Source organism: Scandinavium lactucae (genome assembly GCF_033843265.1).
GTDB classification, from domain to species: domain Bacteria; phylum Pseudomonadota; class Gammaproteobacteria; order Enterobacterales; family Enterobacteriaceae; genus Scandinavium; species Scandinavium lactucae.
On the sequence record NZ_JAWXRD010000034.1, the window covers coordinates 60,451 to 85,859 of the forward strand.

General features: G+C 54.1%; 25 protein-coding genes. 20 read left to right on the forward strand and 5 right to left on the reverse strand.

Features of this window, described 5'->3' with window-relative positions; translation table 11 throughout:
- Positions 1 to 80: 80 nt before the first annotated feature.
- Positions 81 to 1,205 (reverse strand): AI-2E family transporter YdiK, encoded by a 1,125-nt coding sequence (gene ydiK / locus SIK69_RS15085; RefSeq protein WP_319627494.1) that lies wholly within the window; start codon positions 1,203 to 1,205, stop codon positions 81 to 83.
- Positions 1,206 to 1,433: 228 nt separating this feature from the next.
- On the opposite strand from ydiK, the gene ydiJ reads away from it, so the two are divergent.
- The 10 genes from ydiJ to ldtE all read left to right on the forward strand — a co-directional run bounded on the left by ydiJ (position 1,434) and on the right by ldtE (position 13,054).
- Positions 1,434 to 4,490, forward strand: a complete 3,057-nt coding sequence (ydiJ, locus tag SIK69_RS15090) for a D-2-hydroxyglutarate dehydrogenase YdiJ (RefSeq protein ID WP_319627493.1) — start codon at positions 1,434 to 1,436, stop codon at positions 4,488 to 4,490.
- The gene (gene menI, locus SIK69_RS15095) at positions 4,487 to 4,897 is read left to right on the forward strand and encodes a 1,4-dihydroxy-2-naphthoyl-CoA hydrolase (protein ID WP_319786450.1); all 411 of its coding nucleotides are present in this window, start codon (positions 4,487 to 4,489) and stop codon (positions 4,895 to 4,897) included. The genes ydiJ and menI overlap by 4 nt, the downstream gene beginning before the upstream one ends.
- Before the next feature lie 258 nt (positions 4,898 to 5,155).
- Entirely contained in the window at positions 5,156 to 6,070 is a 915-nt protein-coding gene (gene lpxP, locus SIK69_RS15100; protein ID WP_319627491.1) for a kdo(2)-lipid IV(A) palmitoleoyltransferase, read from the forward strand.
- Positions 6,071 to 6,405: 335 nt separating this feature from the next.
- Positions 6,406 to 6,780 (forward strand): Fe-S cluster assembly scaffold SufA, encoded by a 375-nt coding sequence (gene sufA / locus SIK69_RS15105; protein WP_319627490.1) that lies wholly within the window; start codon positions 6,406 to 6,408, stop codon positions 6,778 to 6,780.
- Between the two features lie 2 nt (positions 6,781 to 6,782).
- Positions 6,783 to 8,270, forward strand: a complete 1,488-nt coding sequence (gene sufB, locus SIK69_RS15110) for a Fe-S cluster assembly protein SufB (RefSeq protein WP_319627489.1) — start codon at positions 6,783 to 6,785, stop codon at positions 8,268 to 8,270.
- Positions 8,271 to 8,286: 16 nt separating this feature from the next.
- Positions 8,287 to 9,033: a Fe-S cluster assembly ATPase SufC gene (sufC, locus tag SIK69_RS15115; RefSeq protein ID WP_319627488.1), complete on the forward strand. Its 747-nt coding sequence runs from the start codon at positions 8,287 to 8,289 to the stop codon at positions 9,031 to 9,033.
- A complete protein-coding gene (sufD, locus tag SIK69_RS15120; RefSeq protein WP_319786451.1) occupies positions 9,008 to 10,288 on the forward strand; it encodes a Fe-S cluster assembly protein SufD in 1,281 nt (426 codons plus the stop codon). Before sufC ends, sufD begins: the two co-directional genes overlap by 26 nt.
- Positions 10,285 to 11,505 (forward strand): cysteine desulfurase SufS, encoded by a 1,221-nt coding sequence (gene sufS, locus SIK69_RS15125; RefSeq protein ID WP_319786452.1) that lies wholly within the window; start codon positions 10,285 to 10,287, stop codon positions 11,503 to 11,505. The genes sufD and sufS overlap by 4 nt, the downstream gene beginning before the upstream one ends.
- A 12-nt stretch (positions 11,506 to 11,517) precedes the next feature.
- The gene (sufE, locus tag SIK69_RS15130; RefSeq protein WP_319627485.1) at positions 11,518 to 11,934 is read left to right on the forward strand and encodes a cysteine desulfuration protein SufE; all 417 of its coding nucleotides are present in this window, start codon (positions 11,518 to 11,520) and stop codon (positions 11,932 to 11,934) included.
- Between the two features lie 115 nt (positions 11,935 to 12,049).
- Positions 12,050 to 13,054 carry a L,D-transpeptidase LdtE gene (gene ldtE, locus SIK69_RS15135; RefSeq protein WP_319786453.1) on the forward strand — a complete coding sequence of 335 codons (1,005 nt, stop codon included), beginning with the start codon at positions 12,050 to 12,052 and terminating at the stop codon, positions 13,052 to 13,054.
- 78 nt (positions 13,055 to 13,132) lie between these two features.
- Here the strand turns inward: ldtE and SIK69_RS15140 are convergent, their stop codons facing one another.
- The 3 genes from SIK69_RS15140 to ynhH all read right to left on the reverse strand — a co-directional run bounded on the left by SIK69_RS15140 (position 13,133) and on the right by ynhH (position 15,312).
- Positions 13,133 to 13,369 carry a major outer membrane lipoprotein gene (locus tag SIK69_RS15140; RefSeq protein ID WP_002908860.1) on the reverse strand — a complete coding sequence of 79 codons (237 nt, stop codon included), beginning with the start codon at positions 13,367 to 13,369 and terminating at the stop codon, positions 13,133 to 13,135.
- A gap of 307 nt (positions 13,370 to 13,676) precedes the next feature.
- The gene (pykF, locus tag SIK69_RS15145; RefSeq protein WP_319627483.1) at positions 13,677 to 15,089 is read right to left on the reverse strand and encodes a pyruvate kinase PykF; all 1,413 of its coding nucleotides are present in this window, start codon (positions 15,087 to 15,089) and stop codon (positions 13,677 to 13,679) included.
- A 7-nt stretch (positions 15,090 to 15,096) separates the two neighbouring features.
- Complete coding sequence (gene ynhH / locus SIK69_RS22985) at positions 15,097 to 15,312, reverse strand: protein YnhH (protein ID WP_445582681.1); 216 nt, start codon at positions 15,310 to 15,312, stop codon at positions 15,097 to 15,099.
- A 197-nt stretch (positions 15,313 to 15,509) separates the two neighbouring features.
- On the opposite strand from ynhH, the gene fumD reads away from it, so the two are divergent.
- Positions 15,510 to 15,722: a fumarate hydratase FumD gene (gene fumD, locus SIK69_RS15150; protein WP_319627482.1), complete on the forward strand. Its 213-nt coding sequence runs from the start codon at positions 15,510 to 15,512 to the stop codon at positions 15,720 to 15,722.
- An 8-nt stretch (positions 15,723 to 15,730) separates the two neighbouring features.
- On the opposite strand, the gene SIK69_RS15155 is transcribed toward fumD, so the two are convergent.
- Positions 15,731 to 16,381, reverse strand: a complete 651-nt coding sequence (locus tag SIK69_RS15155; protein ID WP_319627481.1) for a TetR/AcrR family transcriptional regulator — start codon at positions 16,379 to 16,381, stop codon at positions 15,731 to 15,733.
- 126 nt (positions 16,382 to 16,507) lie between these two features.
- Here SIK69_RS15155 and SIK69_RS15160 point away from each other — a divergent pair, with 126 nt between their 5' ends.
- The 9 genes from SIK69_RS15160 (at position 16,508) to SIK69_RS15200 (ending at position 25,247) form a co-directional block, all read left to right on the forward strand.
- Positions 16,508 to 18,361, forward strand: a complete 1,854-nt coding sequence (locus tag SIK69_RS15160; RefSeq protein ID WP_319786454.1) for a bifunctional sugar phosphate isomerase/epimerase/4-hydroxyphenylpyruvate dioxygenase family protein — start codon at positions 16,508 to 16,510, stop codon at positions 18,359 to 18,361.
- Positions 18,362 to 18,440: 79 nt separating this feature from the next.
- Positions 18,441 to 19,772, forward strand: a complete 1,332-nt coding sequence (locus tag SIK69_RS15165; RefSeq protein WP_319627479.1) for an MFS transporter — start codon at positions 18,441 to 18,443, stop codon at positions 19,770 to 19,772.
- Between the two features lie 10 nt (positions 19,773 to 19,782).
- A complete protein-coding gene (locus SIK69_RS15170; protein WP_319627478.1) occupies positions 19,783 to 20,619 on the forward strand; it encodes a shikimate dehydrogenase family protein in 837 nt (278 codons plus the stop codon).
- Positions 20,620 to 20,721: 102 nt separating this feature from the next.
- Positions 20,722 to 21,489 carry a basic amino acid ABC transporter substrate-binding protein gene (locus tag SIK69_RS15175; RefSeq protein WP_319627477.1) on the forward strand — a complete coding sequence of 256 codons (768 nt, stop codon included), beginning with the start codon at positions 20,722 to 20,724 and terminating at the stop codon, positions 21,487 to 21,489.
- A gap of 66 nt (positions 21,490 to 21,555) precedes the next feature.
- The gene (locus tag SIK69_RS15180; RefSeq protein WP_319786455.1) at positions 21,556 to 22,320 is read left to right on the forward strand and encodes an amino acid ABC transporter permease; all 765 of its coding nucleotides are present in this window, start codon (positions 21,556 to 21,558) and stop codon (positions 22,318 to 22,320) included.
- Entirely contained in the window at positions 22,307 to 23,029 is a 723-nt protein-coding gene (locus SIK69_RS15185; protein ID WP_319627595.1) for an amino acid ABC transporter ATP-binding protein, read from the forward strand. Before SIK69_RS15180 ends, SIK69_RS15185 begins: the two co-directional genes overlap by 14 nt.
- An 89-nt stretch (positions 23,030 to 23,118) precedes the next feature.
- Positions 23,119 to 23,841: a peptidoglycan editing factor PgeF gene (pgeF, locus tag SIK69_RS15190; protein ID WP_319627475.1), complete on the forward strand. Its 723-nt coding sequence runs from the start codon at positions 23,119 to 23,121 to the stop codon at positions 23,839 to 23,841.
- Positions 23,842 to 24,004: 163 nt separating this feature from the next.
- Positions 24,005 to 24,649, forward strand: coding sequence for a helix-turn-helix transcriptional regulator (locus tag SIK69_RS15195; RefSeq protein ID WP_319786456.1), 645 nt, complete (start codon positions 24,005 to 24,007; stop codon positions 24,647 to 24,649).
- A complete protein-coding gene (locus SIK69_RS15200; protein WP_319786457.1) occupies positions 24,636 to 25,247 on the forward strand; it encodes a helix-turn-helix transcriptional regulator in 612 nt (203 codons plus the stop codon). Before SIK69_RS15195 ends, SIK69_RS15200 begins: the two co-directional genes overlap by 14 nt.
- Positions 25,248 to 25,409: the final 162 nt, after the last annotated feature.

The window sequence follows — 25,409 nt, forward strand, 5'->3', positions numbered from 1 at the left end:
AATGCCGTGCGGAGAGGGAATAACAGTAAGCAATGCTTAAGTATCAGGCCCGGAGTGCTGATGTCTCCGGGCCAGGATAATCAGTTGTGGAGGCTCTCAGGCGCAGTTTCCTGGGCCTCAAGTTCTTCCAGCACCTCTTCAGGGTCGTCAGATGGCGGTGGAACTTCATGTACCCACGCATCGAACAGACGCCAGGAGACGGCCAGCAGTACCGGGCCAATGAACAGACCAATCATGCCAAAGGCGATCAAGCCACCGATAACGCCGGTGAGGATCAGCACCATTGGCAAATCGGCACCCATGCGAATCAGCACCGGGCGGATGAAGTTATCCATGGTGCCGACCACGCAGCTCCACACCAGTAGCACCGTGCCCCAGGTAGTATCCCCGGTCCAGTACAGCCAGATGATAGACGGGACGAGGACGACCAACGGCCCAAGCTGAACCAGACAGGAGAAGAGCATGACTACCGTCAGCAGCGTTGCATAAGGTACGCCGGAAATAGCCAGACCGATACCGCCGAGCACCGCTTGCACAAGCGCAGTGACTACCACGCCGAGCGCCACTGCACGGATGGCCTGACCGGCCAGCACAACCGCTGCATCACCGCGTTTTGCTGCCAGACGAGTGGCAAAATAGCGCACGCCGTAAGCCACTTTTTCACCCTGCCAGTACAGCAGGGCGCTGAACAGCAGCATCAGGCCACAGTGCATCATAAAGCGACCGATGTGTGCGGCCTGACCAACAAACCAGGTGGTCGTGGAGCCGATATAGGGGCGAACTTTCGCCATTATCGCATTTCCACCCATGTCCAGCAGGCCATGCCAACCGGTGTACAGCTTCGCACCCACCATCGGGATGCTTTTAAGCCAGCCGAGATCAGGCGGACTGATCGAGCCCGACGAAATCGCGTGGACCAATGGCGTACTGCCATCGACCAGGCTGTTAACCAACAAGGCGATAGGAATGACGAACAGTAAGAATAGCAGCAGGGTCATCACCAGTACCGCCAGTGAACGACGGCCAAACAGCAGTCGTTGCAGCTTGATCAATACGGGCCAGGTCGCGATAACAATGGTTCCTGCCCAGGCAAAGCCCAGAACGAAGGGTCGAACTATCCATAAACACGCCACAATCATGAGGCTTAAAAACAGCACCGAGAGCAGGATTTGCGGTAAATCCCTGGGCCGGTTAAGGGTTGTCATACGTTTTATACCTTTGTGTTGACGCTCCATCATGGGGCGCTGATGATAAATCCATTTACTGATAATAATATCAACAATTTCGTGACCATGATCACCTTGAAATCCACGAAGCGGATAAGTAAAAAATGTGATACAACATTTAGGTTATACGCAAACGATAAAACAGCTATTAGAACATCGTTCAAAACACAACCGTCCACACAACTTAGTCAGGCAGGGTCAAGCGTCATGATCCCACAGATTTCTCAGGCACCCGGCGTTGTTCAGCTGGTGTTGAATTTTTTGCAGGCACTGGAGCAACAAGGTTTTACCGGCGAGACCGCCACCCGTTACGCCGACAGGCTGACGATGGCGACGGATAACAGTATTTACCAACTCCTCCCCGACGCCGTCGTATTCCCCCGCTCAACCGCCGATGTGGCGCTGCTCTCACGCATTGCTGATGAAGAGCGATTCCGTTCGCTTATCTTCACCCCGCGAGGCGGCGGCACGGGCACCAACGGTCAGGCTCTGAATCAGGGCATCATCATTGATATGTCCCGTCATATGAATCGCATCATCGAAATCAATCCCGAAGAGGGGTGGGTGCGGGTCGAAGCCGGGGTTATCAAAGATCAGCTTAATCAATTTTTGAAACCTTACGGCTATTTCTTTGCGCCGGAGCTTTCCACCAGTAACCGCGCGACGCTTGGCGGGATGATCAATACCGATGCGTCAGGGCAAGGGTCGCTGGTGTACGGCAAAACCTCGGATCACGTGCTTGGGGTGCGGGCTGTGCTGCTCGGGGGCGATATTCTCGACACTCAACCGATGCCGGTGATGCTGGCGGAAACGCTGGCGAAAGAGCAGTCGGCGAGCGGGCGCATTTACCGCACGGTCTATCAGCGCTGCAAAGAAAATCGTCAGTTGATTATCGACAAATTCCCGAAACTGAACCGCTTCCTGACCGGCTATGACCTGCGTCACGTGTTCAATGACGAGATGACTGAGTTCGACCTGACCCGCGTATTAACCGGGTCGGAAGGTACACTGGCGTTCATCACCGAAGCGCGGCTGGACATCACCCGTCTGCCGAAAGTGCGCCGTCTGGTGAACGTGAAGTATGACTCCTTTGACTCAGCGCTGCGCAATGCCCCGTTTATGGTCGAGGCCCGCGCGCTGTCGGTGGAAACCGTCGATTCGAAAGTACTGAATCTGGCGCGGGAAGATATCGTCTGGCACTCGGTGAACGAACTCATTACCGATGTTGCGGACAAAGAGATGCTGGGGTTGAACATCGTCGAATTTGCGGGCGATGACCAGGCCTTGATTGAAAGCCAGGTCACCGCGTTGTGCCAGCGCCTCGATGCGCTGATGGCCGCAGGCGAGGGCGGGGTGATCGGCTGGCAGCTGTGCAATGAACTGGATGGCATCGAACGTATTTATGCAATGCGTAAGAAAGCGGTAGGTCTGCTTGGCAACGCCAAAGGTGCGGCAAAACCGATTCCTTTCGCGGAAGACACCTGCGTACCGCCGGAGCATTTGGCAGACTACATCGTTGAATTCCGTGCGCTGCTTGATGCCCATGGCCTGAGCTACGGGATGTTCGGTCATGTTGACGCTGGGGTATTGCACGTGCGTCCGGCGCTGGATATGTGCGACCCACAGCAGGAAATCCTGATGAAAGAGATTTCCGATGAGGTGGTGGCCCTGACAGCAAAATACGGCGGCCTGCTATGGGGTGAACACGGGAAAGGCTTCCGCGCCGAATACAGCCCGGCATTCTTCGGCGAAACCCTCTACGGCGAGCTGCGTAAGGTGAAGGCGGCGTTCGACCCCAATAACCGTCTTAATCCCGGTAAAATCTGCCCACCGGAAGGCCTCGACGCGCCGATGATGAAAGTCGAAGCGGTTAAGCGCGGCACGTTCGATAGGCAAATCCCGATTGCGGTGCGCAGTTCCTGGCGCGGCGCGATGGAGTGCAACGGCAACGGGTTGTGCTTTAACTTCGATGCCAAAAGCCCGATGTGTCCGTCAATGAAAATCACCAGCAACCGGATACACTCCCCGAAAGGGCGTGCCACGCTGGTGCGTGAATGGCTGCGTCTGCTGGCCGATCGCGGCGTGGATCCCTTGAAGCTGGAAAAAGAGCTGCCGGGGAAGCGCGCCAGCCTGCGTGCCCTGATTGAACGGACCCGCAATAGCTGGCACGCCAATAAAGGCGAGTACGATTTTTCGCATGAAGTGAAAGAGGCAATGTCAGGCTGTCTGGCGTGTAAAGCCTGTTCTACCCAGTGTCCGATAAAAATCGATGTGCCGGAATTCCGCTCGCGCTTCCTGCAGCTGTATCACACTCGATATTTACGTCCGCTGCGCGATCATGTGGTTGCTACGGTGGAGAGTTACGCCCCACTGATGGCCCGCGCCCCGAAGACCTTTAATTTCTTCATTAGCCAGCCCTGGGTGAGGAACCTGTCGAAGAAACATATCGGCATGATTGACCTGCCATTATTGTCCACGCCGTCCTTACAGCAGCAGCTGGTCGGGCACCGTTCGGCGAACATGACCCTTGAACAGCTCGAGGCGCTCAGTCCGGAACAAAAAGCGAAGAGGGTGCTGGTGGTGCAGGATCCGTTCACCAGCTACTACGACGCCCAGGTGGTGGCCGATTTTATTCGCCTGATAGAAAAGGTGGGCTATCAGCCAGTGGTGCTGCCATTCTCGCCCAATGGCAAAGCGCAGCACATTAAAGGGTTCCTCACACGCTTTGCGAAAACCGCGAAGAAAACCGCTGATTTCCTCAACCGTGTGGCGCAGCTTGAGATGCCGATGGTTGGCGTTGATCCCGCGCTGGTGCTCTGTTATCGCGATGAATACAAGCAAACCCTCGGCGATCAGCGCGGCGATTTCCAGGTGCAACTGGTACATGAATGGTTACCGAAAGCGCTGGAAAAAAGTGAAACGCGCGAGGTTAGCGGTGAAGCGTGGTATCTGTTTGGTCACTGCACCGAAGTGACCGCCCTGCCGATGGCGTCTAATCAGTGGGCGGCGATATTCGCGCGTTTCGGGGCAAAACTGGAAAGCGTGAGCGTCGGCTGCTGCGGCATGGCGGGCACCTATGGTCATGAAGTGAAGAATCTCGACAACTCGCTCGGTATCTACGCCCTTTCATGGCAGCAGGCGATGCAACGCCTGCCCCGCAACCGCTGTCTGGCGACGGGCTATTCCTGTCGTAGCCAGGTGAAGCGCGTGGAGGGCAGCGGGGTACGCCATCCGTTACAGGCTTTACTGGAGATAATAGGATGATCTGGAAACGTAGCGCCTCGCTTGAAAAGCTCAACGCCATGGGGGAGGGCAACATGGTCGGCCTGCTGGATATTCGCTTTGAACGACTGAGTGAAGACAGCCTGGAGGCCACGATGCCGGTTGACAGCCGCACCCATCAACCCTTTGGTCTGTTGCACGGCGGCGCGTCTGTGGTACTGGCAGAAACACTTGGATCAGTAGCGGGGTATCTGTGCACCGAAGGCGACGAAAAAGTGGTCGGCGTGGAAGTGAACGCCAATCACCTTCGCCCGGTGCGCAGCGGGCGCGTGCGCGGCGTCTGTAAAGCGCTTCACGCCGGGCGTCGGCACCAGGTCTGGCAGATAGATATCTTCGACGAGCAGGGCAAATTGTGCTGCTCGTCGCGGCTCACCACTGCAGTGGTGTAAATAACGGAATAACATTAAGAAGATTAGCGCGGTAATTAACCGCGCATAAGCATCAGAATACTCCCGTTTTATTTCTGACCACTTAAGAATAGCTTCAGATTAATTCACTATCTTTTTGCAGGCAGATGTAGCATTCTGATTCTTGGTTGAACACTCGTTTAACTCACGTTAAAATTCACAATGTATCGCCTAAAGATTGATGATTTCCTTCGTTTTTTCCTTACGCGTTACTGGTACACATGTTTACAGGAATTAACGATGGCAAAAGCCTTCGACACAGCGCTGTTGCACCCTCGTAACTGGTTAACCTGGTTCGGTTTAGGTGTACTCTGGCTGATAGTCCAACTCCCTTATCCCTTACTTTATCTCATCGGCTCATCGCTCGGTCGTGCCTCTCGCCCCTTTTTGAAAAGAAGAGAAAAGATCGCGTCAAGAAATCTATCGCTCTGTTTTCCGGATATGACAGACGAGGCAAAAGAGAAGCTCATCGAACAAAACTTTATTTCGCTCGGCATGGGATTAATTGAAACCGGCATGGCCTGGTTCTGGAGCGATGCCCGGGTTAAGAAATGGTTTGACGTAGAAGGGTATGAGAACCTGACCAAAGCGCTGGAAACCCAAAAAGGCGTGATGGTGGTTGGCGTGCACTTTATGTCGCTGGAACTCGGCGGCAGAACCATGGGCTTGTGCCGACCAATGATGGCCACCTATCGTCCGCATAACAGCAAATTGATGGAGTGGGTGCAAACCAAAGGTCGCCTGCGCTCCAACAAAGCGATGATTGATCGTCGTAACCTGCGTGGTCTGGTCACTGCGCTGAAACACGGCGAAGCGGTGTGGTTTGCACCGGATCAGGATTACGGCCCGAAAGGCAGTACCTTTGCGCCGTTCTTTAATGTGCAGCAGGCGGCGACCACCAACGGTACGTTTGTCCTTCAGCGTTTGTCAGGCTCCGCTCTGCTGACGATCACCATGGTGCGTAAAGCCAATAACCGTGGCTACAGCCTGTTCATCAGTGAACCGTTGAAAGATTATCCGACGGAGGATGAGTTCCTGGCCGCGAGCTACATGAACAAGGTGATTGAAAAAGAGATCCTGCGTGCGCCTGAACAATATCTGTGGGTACACCGCCGTTTCAAAACCCGCCCGGCGGGTCAGGCTTCACTGTACTGAATCATCTTAAATGGTTGTGCAAGCCCTGAGGTTAACCGCCTCAGGGCTTTTTTGTGGCTGTTGCAAGCCGAAAGCCTATCTCATAAATCGGTATTTTCTATACATCTTTTCATTTCCGTAATTTCTCCACGCGTTTCTGGCCAAAGCATCTATTTTTCAATGCATTAAACAATTCCCAATCTACCTGTTCACCCTTTGCATAGGGTCTATGCTTAGTAAAAGGCCTCTAATGCAGGTATTCCTGTGAAAGCCCCTGCTGGCAAGGGGTTGAAGTGAGAATCATTATCACTAACATAGGGAGATGGCCTGGTGGCTTCAACTGAAAAGGTGGACCTATGGAATTGCAATCAGAAACCTTCAATCCTGCTGACTTTGCATGGCGCGGTATAAGTCTGACGCCCGCGGCAGCAGCCCATGTCTGCGATCTGGCGGTCAAGCAGGGTGTGCAAGGGATTCGGCTGGGGATTAAAACCTCCGGCTGCGCAGGTTTTGCTTACGTACTGGATACCGTTACCGAGCCGAAAGCGGACGATTTGTTGTTCGAAGTGGACGGCGCGAAGCTATGGGTGCCGTTACAGGCGATGCCGTTTATCGACGGGACGGAAGTCGATTACGTGCGTGAAGGCTTAAACCAAATCTTTAAGTTCCATAATCCGAAGGCGCAGCATGAATGTGGCTGTGGCGAAAGTTTTGGCGTGCAGGCGGAGTAACTATGTCTCGTAATACTGAAGCAACTGACGATGTCAAAACCTGGGCCGGTGGTCAGCTCAACTATAAAGAAGGGTTCTTTACCCAACTACAGACCGATGAACTGGCGAAAGGGATCAGCGAGGAAGTGGTACGGGCAATTTCAGCCAAACGTAATGAGCCGGAGTGGATGCTCGAGTTTCGCCTGAACGCATATCGGGCATGGGTTGAGATGGAAGAGCCGCACTGGCTGAAAGCCCATTATGACAAGCTGAACTACCAGGATTACAGCTATTACTCTGCGCCATCCTGCGGCAACTGTGATGAAACCTGCGCCTCAGAGCCTGGAGCGGTGCAGCAAACCGGTGCCAATACTTTCCTGAGCCAGGAAGTTGAAGACGCGTTTGGCCTGCTCGGGGTACCGGTGCGTGAAGGGCGAGAAGTGGCGGTCGATGCAATTTTTGACTCCGTTTCCGTCGCCACCACCTATCGGGAAAAGCTGGGTGAACAGGGCATCATTTTCTGTTCATTTGGCGAGGCCATCCACGATTATCCCGATCTGGTGCAGAAGTACCTCGGCACGGTGGTGCCCAGCAACGACAACTTCTTTGCCGCACTTAACGCGGCGGTGGCGTCCGACGGTACGTTTATTTATGTGCCAAAAGGTGTGCGCTGTCCGATGGAGCTGTCCACCTACTTCCGTATTAATGCCGAAAAAACCGGGCAGTTCGAACGTACGATCCTGGTGGCCGATGAAGGCAGCTACGTCAGCTATATCGAGGGCTGTTCGGCCCCGGTGCGCGACAGCTATCAGCTGCATGCGGCGGTGGTGGAAGTCATCATCCACAAAGACGCTGAAGTAAAATATTCCACAGTGCAGAACTGGTTTCCTGGCGATAACAACACCGGCGGCATCCTCAATTTCGTCACCAAGCGTGCGCTGTGTGAAGGCGAAAACAGCAAGATGTCATGGACGCAGTCAGAAACCGGCTCAGCCATCACCTGGAAATACCCGAGCTGTATTCTGCGCGGAGACAACTCGATTGGTGAATTTTTCTCAGTGGCGCTGACCAGCGGCCATCAGCAGGCCGATACCGGCACCAAGATGATCCACATTGGCAAGAACACCAAATCGACCATTATCTCGAAAGGCATCTCCGCCGGGCACAGCCAGAACAGCTACCGGGGTTTAGTGAAAATCATGCCAACGGCGACCAACGCGCGCAACTTTACCCAGTGTGATTCGATGCTGATTGGCCCTGACAGTGGGGCGCACACCTTCCCGTACGTGGAATGCCGCAATAACACCGCCCAGCTTGAGCACGAGGCGACCACCTCGCGTATCGGCGAAGATCAGCTGTTCTACTGTTTGCAGCGTGGCATCAGTGAAGACGACGCGATTTCAATGATCGTTAATGGTTTCTGTAAGGACGTTTTCTCAGAGCTGCCGCTGGAGTTCGCGGTGGAAGCGCAAAAACTGCTGGCCATCAGCCTCGAACACAGCGTCGGTTAAGGATTAAGGGATACACATGTTAAGCATTAAAGATTTACAGGTCGCAGTTGAAGACAAAGAGATCCTGCGCGGGCTGAACCTTGAGATTCGCCCGGGGGAAGTCCATGCCATTATGGGGCCGAACGGTTCCGGGAAAAGTACACTCTCCGCCACCCTGGCCGGACGCGAGGATTATGAAGTTATCGGCGGCACAGTAGAGTTTAAAGGTAAGGATTTGCTCGAACTGGCACCGGAAGACCGTGCCGGAGAAGGTATTTTCATGGCCTTCCAGTATCCGGTCGAAATCCCGGGGGTCAGCAACCAGTTCTTCCTGCAAACCGCGCTCAATGCGGTGCGGGAGTATCGCGGCCAGGAAACGCTGGATCGCTTCGATTTTCAGGATCTGATGGAAGAGAAAATCAAATTGCTGAAAATGCCGGAAGATTTGCTCACCCGGTCGGTCAACGTGGGTTTCTCCGGTGGCGAGAAAAAGCGCAACGACATTCTGCAAATGGCGGTGCTGGAGCCTGAGCTGTGTATTCTGGATGAATCGGATTCCGGGCTGGACATTGACGCCCTGAAAATTGTCTCCGACGGCGTGAATGCGCTGCGCGATGGCAAGCGGGCGTTCATCATCGTTACCCACTATCAGCGTATTCTGGACTACATCAAACCCGATTTTGTCCACGTGTTGTATCAGGGGCGTATCGTGAAGTCTGGCGATTTCACGCTGGTTAAACAGCTGGAGGAGCAGGGCTATGGCTGGCTTACTGAACAGCAGTAACGCGCTGCAACAGTGGCATCATCTGTTCGAGGCGCAGGGTGATGCGCGCACGCCGCATTCGGAACAACATCTGCAACAGATGCTGCGACTCGGTCTGCCGACGCGTAAACAGGAAAACTGGAAATACACCCCGCTCGACGGGCTGCTCAACAGCCAGTTCGTCAGTACCGCAGCGTCAATCACGGGTGAGCAACGGGATGCGCTATCGCTGCCGGTGGATGCCCTACGTCTGGTGTTTGTGAACGGTCAGTTCAACACCGCGCTGAGCGACTCACTGAATAGCATTAATGACAGCGGCTATCATGTGGCGGTCGATAACACCCGTGAAACGCTGCCCGCACCGGTGCAGTCTGAGGTATTTCTGCATCTCACCGAAAGCCTGGCGCAGACGGTGACCCACATTCAGGTGGCGCGAAATCAGCGGCCCACGAAGCCGTTGCTGTTGATGCACATCACCGAAGGCACCGGCGGCGAGGAGATGAATACCGCCCATTACCGGCATCATCTGGAACTGGCGCAGGGCGCACAGGCGACGGTGATCGAGCATTTCGTTAGCCTGAATGACACTCGGCATTTCACCGGTTCGCGTCTGACGATGCAGGTGGCGGACAATGCCCATTTGCAGCACATCAAACTCGCGTTTGAGAACCCGATCAGCTATCACTTCGCCCATAACGATATACAGCTCGGCCAGGATGCCAGCGCGGCAAGCCACAGCTTCCTGTTGGGCGGCGCGGTGCTGCGCCACAACACCAGTACCCAGTTGAATGGCGAAAATACCACGCTGCGGATCAACAGCCTGGCGATGCCGGTGAATAATGAGGTGTGCGACACGCGGACCTGGCTTGAGCACAACAAAGGCTATTGCAACAGCCGCCAGCTGCATAAAACTATCGTCAGCGATAAAGGGCGAGCGGTGTTTAACGGGCTGATCAACGTGGCGCAGCATGCGATTAAAACCGACGGGCAGATGACTAATAACAACCTGCTGTTGGGGCGTCTGGCGGAAGTCGACACCAAACCGCAGCTCGAAATCTATGCCGACGACGTGAAATGCAGCCACGGGGCGACCATCGGACGTATCGACGACGAGCAGCTGTTCTATCTGCGATCGCGTGGGATTAAGCAACAGGCCGCGCAGCAGATGATTATGTACGCGTTTGCCGCGGAACTGACCGAAGCCATCAATGATACGGTGATCAGGCAGGAAGTGCTGGCGCGGATCGGCCAGCGCTTGCCGGGGGGAAGAGCATGACATTTTCCATAGAGCGGGTACGCGCAGATTTTCCGGTACTGACCCGGGAGGTAAATGGGCAGCCGCTGGCGTATCTCGATAGCGCCGCCAGCGCGCAAAAACCCAATGCGGTGATTGACGCCGAAGCGGAGTTTTATCGCCACGGCTATGCGGCGGTGCATCGTGGGATCCATACCCTGAGTGCCGAAGCCACCGCGCGAATGGAACAGGTGCGCCAGCAGGCGGCTAACTTCCTCCACGCACGCTCGGCTGAAGAGCTGGTGTTTGTGCGCGGCACCACCGAAGGGATAAACCTGGTGGCCAACAGCTGGGGCGGAAGCAACGTCGGCCCGGGCGACAACATCATCATCAGCCAGATGGAGCACCACGCTAACATTGTGCCATGGCAGATGCTGTGTGCCCGCACCGGGGCCGAACTGCGGGTGATTCCACTCAATCCCGACGGCACGCTACAGCTTGATGCGGTGCCGGGTCTGTTTGACGCACGCACCAAACTGCTGGCGATAACCCAGGTGTCGAATGTCCTCGGGACTGAAAACCCGGTGCAGGCATTGACCGAACTGGCGCATCAGCATGGGGCGAAAGTGCTGGTGGACGGGGCGCAGGCGGTGATGCATCACGTGGTGGATGTGCAACAACTTGACTGCGACTTTTACGTCTTCTCGGCGCATAAACTGTATGGCCCTACGGGCATCGGCGTTTTGTATGTGAAAGAGCAGATTTTGCAGGAGATGCCGCCATGGGAAGGCGGCGGCTCGATGATTGCTACCGTCAGCCTGACCGAAGGCACGACGTGGGCGAAAGCACCGTGGCGTTTTGAAGCAGGCACCCCGAACACCGGCGGCATTATCGCACTCGGAGTCGCGCTGGATTACGTTAGTGGCCTGGGGCTTGATAACATTGCCGATTACGAGCAAACGCTGATGCACTACGCGCTAGCCGAACTGGGAACGGTGCCCGATCTGACGCTGTATGGCCCTGCGGAGCGACTCGGGGTGGTGGCATTTAATTTGGGTCAACATCATGCCTACGACGTCGGCAGTTTCCTCGATAATTACGGTATCGCGGTGCGCACGGGCCATCATTGCGCGATGCCGCTGATGGCGTTTTATAACGTGCCCGCCATGTGTCGCGCGTCGTTCGCGATGTACAACACGGTTGAAGAAGTCGACCGACTGGTGGCAGGATTAAAACGTATTCATCGATTACTGGGCTGACAGGGAGGCTCTATGGCCGCATTGCCGGACAAAGATAAACTGTTGCGTAACTTCAGTCGTTGCGACAACTGGGAAGAAAAATACCTGTATATCATCGAGCTGGGCCAGCGTCTGGCCCCACTAAGCGATGAGGCACATAATCCTGAAAACATCATTCAGGGCTGCCAGAGTCAGGTATGGATAGTGATGCAGCGCAACGCTGAAGGGCGTATTGAACTACAGGGCGACAGCGACGCGGCGATCGTCAAGGGCCTGATTGCGGTTGTTTTTATTCTGTATCACCAGATGACCGCGCAGGACATTGTGACCTTTGATGTGCGTCCGTGGTTTGAAAAAATGGCGCTAACCCAACATCTCACGCCCTCGCGTTCGCAGGGGCTCGAAGCGATGATCCGCGCAATTCGCGCGCAGGCTCTCAGTTTTAGCTAAACTGACAATAACGGTAATCGTACTGCTTTCATTCTGTAAGGCGAGGTGGGGATTCCACCTCGCGGGTAGTTCAGCTTTCTGACGTTCTGTCAGTGAAAAAAAGGGAAACTCAGATATGAAATGCGCGTCTCTACTCACTCTTATGCTGTTAGGTGCTCTCGGCGCGTCTCAGGCCGCCAGAGCGGTTGAATATACCTTACCTGCCAGCGGTAGCCGCTTGGTAGGTCAGAACCAGACGTACACGGTGCAAGAGGGCGATAACAGCCTGCAAACCATCGCCCGACGATTTGATACCGCGGCGATGATTATTCTCGAAGCCAACAACACCATCGCACCAGTGCCCAAGCCGGGTACGGAAGTGATTATTCCCCTGCAATTGCTGCTGCCTGATGTGCCGCGAGAGGGGATTGTGGTGAACCTCGCGGAGCTGCGACTCTATTACTTCCCGCCGGACGGGAATACTGTTCAGGTCTATCCCTTAGGCATCGGGCAACTCGGCCTGGAAACGCCGGAAATGACCACCCGCGTCGGGCAGAAAATCCCCAATCCAACCTGGACACCTACGGCGGGTATCCGCCAGCGATCTCTCGAAAAAGGCATCACCTTGCCGCCAGTCGTTCCCGCCGGGCCTAATAACCCTCTGGGACGCTTTGCGCTACGTCTGGCGTATGGCAACGGTGAATACCTGATCCACGGCACCAACGCCCAGAGCAGCGTCGGGCTGCGCGTCAGCTCCGGCTGTATGCGCATGTTTACCGATGATATTAAAGCGTTGTTCGCGCAGGTGCGGGTGGGAACCCCGGTAAGGGTCATCAACCAGCCGGTTAAATACTCGATTGAGCCGAACGGCACGCGCTATATGGAAGTGCATCGTCCGCTTACCCAGGATGAAACGCAGAACCCGCAGACGATGGCTTACGTGCTGCCAGTAGGCTATGCGCAATTCGCAAATGATAAGGGCACCGATAGAGTGATGGCGGATAAAGCGATGTATCGTCGGGCGGGTATTCCGGTCGTCGTGTCTTCCGGTGCAACGTCAATGGCGGGCGGACAAACGCCAGTGCTCTCAGTGCAGAATGGCACACCAGCCACTGCGAACGAAGCGCGAGTAATGCAATAAAGCGGAAAGGTGTTTTAAAGGTGTTTTATAGGCAAAAAAAATGGCGCACAATGTGCGCCATTTTTATTACAGGTACTCTTACTTACGGTAAGAGTGAGCCTGGTTGTCCAGACGCTGGTTAGCGCGTGCTGCGTCATCTTTAGCAGCCTGAACGTCAGAACGCATTGCGTTCACGTCGTTGCTCAGCTGGTCAACTTTAGCGTTCAGAGTCTGAACGTCAGAAGACAGCTGATCGATTTTAGCATTGCTGGAGCAACCTGCCAGCAGAGTAGAACCCAGGATTACCGCGCCCAGTACCAGTTTAGTACGATTCATTATTAATACCCTCTAGATTGAGTTAATCTCCATGTAGCGTTACAAGTATTACACAAAGTTTTTTATGTTGAGAATATTTTTTTGATGGGAATACGCTTATTTTTGATCGTTCGCTCAAAGAAGCAACGAACCGGGGCAAAACCGGCAAAAAGCTGTGTGAAAACAGTACATTTTCATCGGATTCATCTTAAATAATCTCAACTTAAATAGTGAAATCCGATTTGCTTTTTTATTAAAGATAGCTAACGAAGGAATAAAAAAAGCGCCACGAGGGCGCTTTTGTGAAAATTAAGTCAAAATAAAATAATTACAGGACGTGAACGGACGCCGTGTTGGTGGTTCCGCTTGGGACCAGAGCACCAGAAACCATCACCACAACGTCGCCTTTCTGAGCCAGACCACTCTGCAGAGCCACTTCTTTACCCAGACGGTAGAAATCATCAGTAGATGAAATTTCTTTAACCAGCTGTGCGTTGACGCCTTTAGACAGCACCAGCTGACGCGCGGTCAGTTCGTTGGTGGTCAGCGCCAGAATAGTGGCATCCGGGAAGTATTTACGGATAGCGCGAGCAGATTTACCGCCCTGGGTCGCAACAACGATCAGTGGCGCTTCCAGCTTCTCAGCCGTTTCTACCGCACCACGACATACCGCTTCAGTGATACGCAGCTTACGGCTGTCGTTGTTGAAGTCCAGACGGCTGGTCATCACGCGGTCAGTACGTTCGCAGATGGTGGCCATGATGGTTACGGCTTCCAGCGGGTATTTACCTTTCGCGGATTCACCAGACAGCATAACTGCATCGGTACCGTCGAGGATGGCGTTTGCAACGTCACCGGCTTCAGCGCGGGTTGGACGTGGGTTCTTGATCATCGAATCCAGCATCTGGGTCGCGGTAATAACCACTTTACGTGCGCGTACGCATTTTTCGATGATCATCTTCTGCGCGAAGATAACTTCTTCAACCGGGATTTCAACACCCATATCGCCACGTGCAACCATGATGCCGTCAGACGCTTCGAGGATTTCGTCGAAGTTGTTCAGGCCTTCCTGGTTTTCAATTTTTGAGATGATCTGGATGTTTTCGCCGCCGTGGGCTTTCAGGTGCTCACGGATTTCCAGCACGTCAGAACGCTTACGGATGAAGGACGCGGCAACGAAGTCTACGCCCTGTTCGCAACCGAAGATCAGGTCCTGTTTGTCTTTCTCAGCCAGCGCTGGCAGGGCGATGGACACGCCCGGCAGGTTAACACCTTTGTTTTCGCCAAGGTCGCCGTTGTTCAGCACTTTACAGATAACCTTGTTGCCTTCAATGGCAGTGACTTCCATGCCGATCAGACCATCGTCAACCAGAATAGTGTTGCCGACGCTCAGGTCAGTGGTGAAGCCTTCGTAAGTGACAGCAACGATTTCGCTGTTACCCACCACGGATTTGTCAGTGGTGAAAGTGAAGGTCTGGCCTGCTTTCAGGGAGACGTCATTACCGCCTTCCAGTTTGATGGTACGGATTTCCGGACCTTTAGTATCCAGCAGGATAGCGGCTTTCTTACCGGTTTTGCTGACTACGTTGCGCAGGTTCTGAATGCGCTGGCCGTGTTCAGCATAGTCACCGTGAGAGAAGTTAAGACGCATGACGTTCATGCCGGCGTCCAGCATTTTGGTCAGCATCTCTTCGGATTCGGTTTTTGGACCGATGGTGCAAACAATTTTGGTCTTTTTCATGACAGTCTTAGTCTTCAAGTTGAGAGAGAAGGAAATGGGAATCTGGATCCTGGGCGCACGGCCCCGAAATCAAACCTGTATTACGAAAGTTGCAGTGCCACGAGATAAGGATAGGTGACATCAAATAAGCGTGCAGAGGAAAGTGAGCCTGGTTGCCAGCTACAGAGGAAGGATGAAGTTTTAAGCTATTTTTTGTGCAGTCCAATGCGCTGAAACCATTCAAGAAAGAATCGATGCGTATTATACGAGGTTACGGGTAAAAAGGAAAATGAAAACGCTGTTTCAGAACAAGACGATAGCAGTTAACAAAATCCCTACTTCTTGATCTTTACGTTGTAACAGAATCAAAAGGCGAAAGTTTCTCTGAAAAACGCTATCATCAGTAATGAATGTAAAATTAATGACTTAGAGGTAAGTGGCATGGGCAATCAGACCAAAGATGATGCGCTGTATCAGGAGATGTGTCGCGTCGTGGGCAAAGTCGTGCTGGAGATGCGTGACCTCGGTCAGGAGCCGAAACACATTGTGATTGCGGGCGTGGTACGCACCTCGCTGGCGAATCAAAAAATCAAACGCACTGAGCTGACCCGCGAAGCGATGGAGCGGGTCATCACTGCCCTGGCAGGGCAGTAAAAGTGTTGTCAGGCAATGACAAAGCGTAAAACGGCTTTCACAGCAATATCACTGTGATGCGCCACCAGTTGGGGATCGTCTATTTCCGGCAACGGACCTTCCAGATACAGGCTGTTAAAGGTGTAAAAATTCGATACCTGATAGAAGCTGAAGCTGCTGATCAAACGGTGTACGTCGCGGGCTTCCACGCCTTGCTGGAAAATTCCCTGGTGCTGGCCGCGCTGGAGGATATTTTCCAGAATCGACAGCGCGCTTTTGTTCAGAGGCTTGAGTAAGCCGGAAGCATTCAGCCACTTTCCGCGCTGCATGTTTTCCATGCAGATTACCCGCATATAGTCTGCATGGCTGGCGTGATAGGCCACGCTCCATTTCACCAGCTGCACCAGGGCTTCCACCGGCGGCAAATTTTCCAGTCCCAGCTGTTGTTCGTTCTCGCGAATGCGGGCGTAAACGTGTTCCAGCACCGCCTGATAAAGCTGCTCTTTCGTTTTGAAGTAGTAGACCACCATGCGTTTGGTGGTTTGCGCCTCTCCAGCTATCTGTTCCATCCTCGCCCCAGCCAGACCGTGCTCGGCGAACACCGCGATGGCGGCGGCAAAAATCTTCTCTTTCAGGCTCTGGGCTTCATCGTGAGCAACATCGCTTGCAACAACGGACATGGGAACTCCAGCTTCTTGTAAAGAACAAAAAATACACACAATGATCACAAATTAGCAACGAACAATGGCACGAATGAACCAAATGATTCATATTCAATTTCCCCGTAGATCATGACAGGTGAAACTATGCTGCGCTCCATTGCAACCGTCTCGATATCAGGCACCTTGCCGGAAAAACTCAGTGCTATTGCCGATGCAGGCTATCAGGGCGTTGAAATTTTTGAAAATGATCTGCTCTATTATACCGGTTCACCGGCGGATATCCGACAGATGGCCGCCGATCTCGGTTTGCAGATCACGCTTTTTCAGCCGTTTCGCGATTTCGAAGGGGCGAATCGGACCCAGTTTGCCACCAATCTTGAACGCGCCCGGCGTAAATTTGAGCTGATGCATCAGCTTGGCTGCGACACATTGTTGTTGTGCAGCAGCGTTGCCCCCGATACCAGTCCCGACATCGATCTGCAAATCAGCGACCTGCTTGCGCTTGCCGAACTTGCCGAGCGTGAAAAAATTAAGGTCGGTTACGAAGCGCTGGCCTGGGGCACCCACGTCAACCATTGGCATCAGGCGTGGCAACGGGTGAAAGTGGTCGATAGCCCGGCGATGGGGATCGTACTCGACAGTTTTCACGTGCTGGCGCTGGGCGACACGCTCGCCCGCCTGGATGACGTCCCGGTCGAGAAAATCACCTTCCTGCAACTGGCCGATGCGCCAGTAATGAAAATGGACGTGCTGGAGTGGAGCCGTCATTTCCGCTGCTTCCCCGGCCAGGGTGAACTGCCGGTGGTGGAATTTGCCAGGGCATTAACCCAGCGCGGCTATCGCGGACCCTGGTCTCTGGAGGTATTCAACGACGGTTTTCGCGCCTCACCAAATGGAGCCACCGCCAAAGACGGCTATCGTTCACTGCTGTGGCTGGAAGAACAAACCCGCCAACAGCTGCCGGACACTGACGCCGACTTGGTCTCACTGCCTGAACTGCCGCAGTTTCATGGCCCTGAGTTTATTGAATTTGCCACCAGCCCCGCCGAGGCTAAAAAGCTGGGCGCAAGCCTGGGTCAGATGGGCTTTCAACAGCAGGGTACCCACCGTAGTAAGAAAGTGAGCCTGTGGCAAAACGGCGGGGCGCGGGTGGTGGTCAACCATCAACCGCACTCCTGGGCCGACCATTTCTGGCAGCGCCACGGTATTTCCCTGTGTGCCATCGCGCTGCGGGTGAGCGACAGCGCGGTAATCATCGCCAGGGCCAAAGCGTATGGTTATGCCACCTGGCAAGGGGACGTCGGGCCGAATGAAAGTACGATCCCTGCGGTCTGTGCCCCCGACGGTAGTCTGATTTACCTGGTAGAAGAGGGCGACGATATCTATGCCCGCGATTTTGAATTACAGCCAACTGATTCAGCGAATGGTCTGCTCGGCATCGATCACCTGGCGCTGGGTATGGAGGCTGATAGTCGCGATAACTGGGTGATGTTCTTCCGCACCGTGTTTGGTTTCACCCTCGAACACGAGCAAACGATGCCGGATCCCTACGGGCTGGTGCGCAGCCTGGCGGTACACAGCCCGCAGGGGGAGATCCGTCTGGCGCTGAATATATCCCAAAGCCGTGCCACGCAAATTGCCCGCTCGGTGGCCTGTTATCAGGGCGCTGGGCTGCAGCATGCGGCGTTCGCCTGTGCGGACTTACCCGCCACCCTCGATGCGTTACCCTCGGGTAGCGCCTTGGCCTTGCCGATCCCGGCTAACTATTATGATGATTTGCGCGCGCGATTTGGCGACAGCGAGCAGGCTGAAACCTTACAACGTCAGCAGATCCTGTATGACCGCGACAGCAGCAGCGGCGAATTTTTGCATGTTTATACCCGCCCGTTTAGCGCCGGACGTTTTTTCTTTGAGTTAACCGAACGACGGAACGGCTACGCGCAGTATGGCGCGGTCAACGCGGCCGTGCGTCTGTCGGCAATGCAGTACAGTGAGTAAACCAGACTGAACCAGAAGGTTCAGCTGGCGGAGTGAAAATAACAACATTCATCTGCACCCTACAACGACAGGAAACACTATGAGCACATACAGCCATGACCACGTAGTGGCCGCGGAGGCGGTGACTGCGGTGCGCCGCACCCGGCGTCGAATCGGTATTCTGGCCCTGCTGGCAGTGGGCACCATGATCAACTATCTCGACCGCACGGTACTCGGCATCGCTGCGCCGGAGCTGACCCAGGAACTCGGTATTAACGCGGCGATTATGGGGCTCGTGTTTTCCGCCTTCGCCTGGACTTACGCCCTGGCACAAATTCCCGGCGGTCTGTTCCTTGATCGCTTTGGCAATAAAATCACCTATTTTCTTTCGCTGACCCTGTGGTCACTATTCACCCTGTTTCACGGCATGGCGGTGGGCATTAAATCGTTACTACTGTGCCGCTTCGGGCTCGGCATCAGCGAAGCGCCGTGTTTCCCCGTCAACAGTCGGGTGGTCAGCGCCTGGTTCCCGCAGCAGGAAAGGGCCAAAGCCACGGCGGTGTACACCGTGGGGGAATATCTTGGGCTGGCCTGCTTCTCGCCGCTGCTGTTCTGGATAATGGGCAGCTTCGGCTGGCGCGCATTGTTTATCAGCGTCGGCGTGGTCGGCATTTTATTTGCCATCGCCTGGTGGCGATTGTATCGCGAGCCGCATGAAGACAGCCGTTTGAGCCAGCAGGAGCATGATTACATTGCGGCAGGGGGCGGGATCCACACCGCCACCGCGCAGAAAACGCAGTTTAGCTGGCCGCTGATACGGCAACTGCTCAGTAAACGTCAGATTGTTGGGGCCAGTATTGGCCAGTTTGCGGGCAACACGGTCCTGGTGTTTTTCCTGACCTGGTTCCCGACATGGCTGGCGACCGAACGCCACATGCCGTGGTTGAAAGTCGGCTTCTTCGCCATTCTGCCGTTCCTCGCTGCTGCCGGTGGGGTGATGTTTGGCGGTTGGGTGTCGGACAAACTGCTGAAAGCCACCGGTTCGGCTAACCTTGGGCGCAAGTTACCGATCATCGTCGGCCTGCTGATGGCGAGCTGTATCATCGGTGCGAATTGGCTACACAGCGACACAGCGGTGATTCTGGTGATGTCGTTTGCCTTCTTCGGTCAGGGCATGGTCGGACTCGGCTGGACGCTGATTTCCGACATGGCCCCGCGTGGGCTGGGTGGCCTCACCGCCGGGCTGTTTAACTTCTGCGCCAATCTGGCGGGGATCCTCACGCCGCTGGTGATTGGTTTCATCGTCGCCGCCTTCGGTAATTTCTTCTACGCCCTGATTTACATCGGCGGTGCCGCGCTGCTCGGTGTCGTGGCGTACGTCTTCATTCTTGGCGATGTAAAACGCATCGAACTCACGGAACCGCAGGATTAAGGAGCAGTTGATGACCATTTCCGGAAACACGCGCCTGATAGCGCATCTCGGCTGGCCGACAGAAAACTTTAAGGCACCGATGATTTACAATCCGTGGCTGGCGGCTCAAAACGTCGATGTCAAAGTGGTGCCGATGGGCGTGCGCCCGGAGGCATTTGCCGCCTTCGTGCCGACGCTCTTTACCTTGACCAATCTGGTCGGCGCGCTGGTGACCATGCCACATAAAGTGGTCACCGCCGGGCTGGTGCAGCAGCTTACCCCGACGGCGGCGATTGCTGGAGCCTGTAACGCCATTCGGCGCGAAGAGGACGGGTCGCTGACCGGGGACATGTTTGATGGCGACGGCTTTGTGCAGGGCATCCTGCACAAAGGATTCATACCGGATAATGCCCGGGCGCTGGTGGTCGGCTGCGGGGGCGTCGGCTCCGCGATTGCGGCCTCGCTGGCGGCGGTGGGCGTGCCTGCCCTGACGCTGTTTGATACCCGGGAAAGTAGCGCCCAGGCGCTGGCGATGCGCTTGTTGCGCCACTATCCGACGCTGGACGTTACGCTGATGAAGAACGACCCGCAGGGGCACTCGCTGGTGGTCAATGCCACTCCTTTAGGTATGTCGCCGGGCGATCCGCTCCCGCTGGATACCGACCGACTGCGGCCTGGCACCTTTGTTGGGGAAGTGGTGATGAGCCAGACGTGGACACCGTTTTTGCAGGCGGCGATGGAACGGGACTGCCAGGTCCAGCGCGGGACCGACATGTTGTTTGAAATGATCCCCGCCTATCTGCGCTTCTTTGGTCTGCCGGTTGCCACGCCGGAACAGCTGCGCCAGCACGCTGAAATCAAGGAATAGGCAGAAGGGATATAGCTCAGCCTGATAACGCATTTCATCTGTTGCATATGACCGCTAATTTATGTATTTTTATGCACATTAAATGCATAACAAGGTGATTGTATGATTAGCAAATGGATTAAAGCCTGTTGCCTGACGGCGGCTTTGGCAGCCAGCGCACAGGCAGCAGCAGAAACCTACGTCGTCGGTGCCGGTGGCACCTATCGCCCGTTCGAATTTGAAAACAATCAGAAGCAACTGGAAGGCTTCGATATTGATGTCATCAAGGCTATCGCTAAAGCCGAAAACTTTGACATCAAGCTGGTCAATACCCCGTGGGAAGGCATTTTTGCGACCCTCAATTCTGGCGACCGTGACATCATCATTTCCGGGATAACCATCACCGACAAGCGTAAGCAGATGGTCGATTTCTCCGCGCCTTACTTCCCGGCGGAACAGTCGATTGTGGTGCCTAAAGATTCAAAAGTCAGTTCGCTGGCGGCGCTGAAAACCGAGAAGGTTGGGGTGGTGAACTCCAGCACTGGCGATATTGTGGTATCGGACGTGCTGGGTAAAAACAGCACCGCAATTAAGCGCTTCGACAACACGCCGCTGATGTTGCAGGAGCTGTTTGAAGACGGCGTCAGCGCGGCGGTTGGTGACGTGGGCGTGGTCAAGTACTACATCAAACAACATCCAGAAAAGCAGTTCAAATTGGTGCCAGACGCCAAATTTGAACGCCAGTATTTCGGCATTGCCGTAGCCAAAGGCAATAGCGAACTGCTCGGCAAAATTAACGCTGGCCTGAAGAAAATCGTAGCTGACGGCACCTACGCCAAAATCTACCAGACCTGGTTCGACGCAGACGTACCGACTCTGCCTGCACAGTAATCTTTTTTCGCTTTCACGGCGGTAGCCATTGATGATGACTATCGCCGTTTTTTTCAGGGATAAGTTATGACGGGATTCCGTTGGGAAATTATTGAGGAGTACGGTCCGCTGTTTATCGATGGCGCGATAATGACCCTCAAATGCACCGTTATCTGCGTGATCCTCGGCACCCTTTGGGGCCTGACGCTTGGCCTCGGGCGGATGGCGAAGGCCGAACATGGGCCGTGGAAATACGTTTTGCGTTACCTGGTGCAATTTCCGGTGCGCTTTTATGTCAGCGCGTTTCGCGGTACGCCGCTTTTTGTGCAAATCATGGTGGTGCACTTTGCGCTGGTGCCGTTGTTCATTAACCCACGTGACGGACTGTTGGTTACCGGTGGGATAATGAGCAGCGATTTTGCTCGCGAGTTACGTTCCAACTACGGCGCGTTTTTATCCTGCATCGTGGCAATCACGCTCAATGCGGGTGCCTACGTTTCGGAAATTTTCCGCGCAGGCATTCAGTCTATCGATAAAGGACAAATGGAAGCCGCCAAGGCGCTTGGGATGCCGTGGTGGAAGACCATGCGCAAGGTTATCCTGCCGCAGGCGTTTCGCCGCATTCTGCCGCCGCTGGGCAATAACGCGATTGCGATTGTCAAAGACTCCTCGCTGGCCTCGGCGATTGGTCTGGCCGATCTGGCCTATGCCGCGCGAACGGTTTCTGGCGCATATGCGACCTACTGGGAACCGTATCTGACCATTTCTGTGGTGTATTGGGTGATTACGTTCGTGCTGGCGCAGCTGGTTAACCGTCTGGAAAAGAGGTTTGGCAAAAGTGATTCACATTAAAAATCTGCATAAACACTTTGGCGACAGCCACGTTCTGCGCGGGATCGACTGCGATATCCAGCCCCAGGAAGTGGTCTGCGTGATAGGGCCCTCGGGCTCGGGGAAAAGCACCTTCCTGCGCTGCATGAACGCGCTGGAGTCGGTTAGCGAAGGCGAAGTGCGGGTCAACGGTTTCCCGGTGCATGACCAGAAAACCGATCTCAATAAGATGCGTGAAAGCGTGGGCATGGTGTTCCAGCGCTTCAATCTGTTTCCGCATATGACGGTGCTCGAGAATCTGCTGATGGCTCCGATGGCGCTGCGAGGGATGTCCCGCGCGCAAGCCACGGTATTTGCCGAAGGCCTGCTGGCTAAAGTCGGGCTGAGTGATAAGCGTGATGCCTGGCCATCGAGCCTGTCAGGCGGGCAACAGCAGCGCGTGGCAATTGCCCGAGCGCTGGCGATGCAGCCGTCGATTATGCTGTTTGATGAACCGACGTCTGCACTGGACCCCGAGTTGGTGGGCGATGTGCTGGAAGTGATGAAAAACCTGGCCAGCGAAGGGATGACGATGGTTATTGTCACCCACGAAATGGGCTTTGCTCGCGAAGTCGCCGACCGGGTAATTTTTATCGATCAGGGGATTATTCAGGAGCAGGGCACGCCGGAGCAAATTTTCAGCGCGCCGCAGAACCCGCGTACCGCATCGTTTCTCAGTAAGGTGTTGTAATTAATCGTTGCCAGTGATGCCATCTGACTTGTCGGAACGGCGTCACTGGATTACGTTTAAGGTCTGTGACATCAGACTAACAGACGATAATGGCCTATTTTTCTCGCTTACTGGCGGACGTTCCCGGCGTTCGCCACGCTTTCCTCGATGTGCATGAATCCACCGCGTTCGACAAATCTAAAATCGTCGATATTAAGCAGGTTCACGGCGCGGACATCCTCAACCTCACCAAAACGCCTGACGAGCGGCCACATGTAGACGGCGTATTTACCTCGATGGCGGCGCAGCAGATCGGCGTACTCACTGCCGATTGCTTGCCGTTACTGATGGCTTCCCGCGACGGGCAGTTTATTGCCAGCGTACATGCCGGATGGCGCGGGACGGCGCTGGGGATTGTGCAGGCGAGTGTGAAACAGTTTGCGGCGGCGGGTTTCAGCGCAGACGACATTATCGTCGCGGTCGGGCCACATATTCGGCCCTGCTGTTATGAGGTTTCTGGCGACTTTTATCGAGCGTTACTGGCCACACCCGCCGCAGAACGCGTGCGTCAGCATCAGCCGTGCTTGTTCTCCGACACGCCACGTGGGCAAAACGTACACAGTGCGCAGGCCCGGGAAGAGAACAGCCAGTGGTTTGATTTATCAGCATTTTGTCAGTTGGAACTGCTGGACGCTGGCGTAAAAGCGAATAACATCGACTGGCTTGAAACCTGTACCTACTGTACGCCGGAGGCGTTAGGTTCTTATCGTCGACGGACGCATGTCCCAGCCACTAAAACACAACAAGTGTCGTGGATTGTTCGGGATAATTAATTTTTATTTTTGGATTCAATAATCGAATTCTGTAAAGATATTCGTGAAACTTTTTGGATCCACTATTGGACACTATTTTACGTTCTATCCATCCTTTGAATCTATTATTCTGGCTGCAGTAATCATTTTCTTAGTGTGATGTTGTAATCAAGGATAAATAACTGTGCCAGCGCTCTTTCTCTATGAACCCCGTATGTTGTTGCGAACGGTTGTCACTCATTTAGTGACAGAGGAAAATGCTACCCTTCAGGCGTTTCAAACGTTACCCCATTTAACTGAACATGTTCGCGGCAGCAGCGCTGATAGTAGAATACTTCTCGTTGGTATGGGTGGGGCAGGAGGCATGGCCAGTGACCTGTTACGATTCATCCGTGAGGTAAAAGCAATTAAAGTCAAAACCCTCGTTTGGATCCCCGCGCAATATCCGTGGATGCGCAAATTATTAAACACGCTTTATGTCGCAAAGATCATTGATGAAGACAATCTTGCGACAGCCTTACAGCCAGCGTTGCAGGAACTGATTGGCACCGGCACCAGGACTGTATTGAAGCGACCACATGCCATGGCGCAGCATCCACGTCGTATTACGCTCACTGAATTGGATATTTTACTGCAGTTTGCATCAGGATTGTCGTCCCGGGAAATGGCGGATTCGCGGCAATGCAGTTATAAAACCATTTTCTCGTGGAAGCATAATATCTGCGCAGCGTTAAATATAAATACGTATGCGCAATGGCTTGAAATGCTCGCGGAAATAGTACAGTTAACGTCAATGTATCATGCAGGAAATAGTTATGGCCCGTTATAATGTATGTTCTCTTTCTCGCCGGACAATTTGGGTTGACGCCATTCATTATGGATTGGAACAACTGGCACGAACCAATCCGGGCTGGAGTTATTCAATTGAGTCGTTGGTGCGGGAAAGTGAAACGGTACCTCATCTGTCTCTTCTGGATTTAACCACACAACAATCGGTGTGTGTTGAATCTTTTCCCGTTTCAGGGCCGCGAATGCTTATCCTGGTCCATGCGTCGCAGCGTCGGATGATTAAGCAGTTATTTGAACAAACCCGCTGCTCTATTCTGTGCGTCGATGAACACGCTTTTAATTTCCGCGAAATTATCGAATCGAGCATGCGCAATAAGCGATTCCTCAGCCCATTTATTCGCGAAGTCACGGCGGAGGATGCCCCTTGCGAAGATAAAATCATATTGACCGAAGCAGAAAATAAAGTGCTGAGCTTCATCCGTGAAGGGAAGAGTGGGGTGGAAATTTCGCAAGCTTTGTTCCGTAGCCAGAAAACGGTCAGCAGCCATAAGCGTAATATCATGCGCAAGTTTGGGGTCAGAGATGACCTGGGGTTGAAGAAAAAACTGCTCGCAATGTCTGAGAGTAAATACGGTTAAATGCCCGCTAACAGGCAAGGTCGGTTCACAAGGGTCACGTCATGTGGCCTTTTTATTTTGGATTTAAACGATGATAAGAAAGGATAAACCGAAGGGATAAACAGGAATGGTGCGTCCGAGTGGACTCGAACCACCGACCCCCACCATGTCAAGGTGGTGCTC